Raw genomic sequence first — 857 nt, forward strand, 5'->3', positions numbered from 1 at the left:
GGCCCGTGCGGGCCGCTTGGCGGCCATGGTTGTTCTTCGGCTAAGGTTTGGTTTGCGGACCTAACTTTGACCGAGGAGAACGACCATGACCAAGAATAGTCTATCAGATACTGCCGCGTTGCGTGCGCTTTTGTCAGAGACATCTGACAGCAACCTGCTTGCCGAGATGCTCGGGTTCTTCGCCGACTGCCTCATGGTGCTGGATGTCGACCAGCTCTGCGGTGCCAGTGCGCACGAGCGAAGCAGCGATCGCATGAACCATCGCAACCGTTGCCCGGTAGGCGCATGCGCAGCATGCTGCCGAGAGGGGATACCGGTCCCGAGCTTGGGAGACCCGCGCGGGACGGGTCGACGTGAAAATCCCGAAGCTGCGCAAGGGCAGCTACCTGCCCGAGTTCCTTGAGCCCCGCCGGGCGGCGGAGAAGGCCATGACGGCTGTCATTCAAGAGGCCTATGTTCAAGGCCTGTCGACGCGCTCCGTGGATGATCTGGTTAAGGCGATGGGCAGTGAGGCGGACCAGGAAATGATCCAGTGGATCATTTCCCCGTCGAACGGCGTGTCGAAGAGCCAGGTCTCGCGACTTTGCGGCGAGATTGATGAGCGCGTCGATGCGTTCCTGGGCCGTCCGCTGGAAGGCGACTGGCCCTATCTCTGGCTTGACGCGACTTACATCAAAGTGCGTCGCGGCGGTCGGATTGTCAGCGTCGCGGCCATAGTGGCGGTCGCAGTCAACCTGGATGGACGCCGCGAGGTTCTGGGTATCGCTGTCCAGCCCAGTGAAGCCGAGGTCTTCTGGGACGAGTTTCTGCGCTCTCTCGCCGATCGCGGCCTGCGCGGCACCCGCCTGATCATCGCC

The 857-nt window shown here is 62.3% G+C and carries 1 pseudogene; it reads left to right on the forward strand.

What is annotated here, in order from left to right:
• Positions 1–85: 85 nt before the first annotated feature.
• Positions 86–857 (forward strand): annotated as a pseudogene (locus DC363_RS16600) (IS256 family transposase); the annotation flags it as partial.

The organism is Thalassorhabdomicrobium marinisediminis, from assembly GCF_003072065.1.
Taxonomy (GTDB): Bacteria; Pseudomonadota; Alphaproteobacteria; order Rhodobacterales; family Rhodobacteraceae; genus Octadecabacter; species Octadecabacter marinisediminis.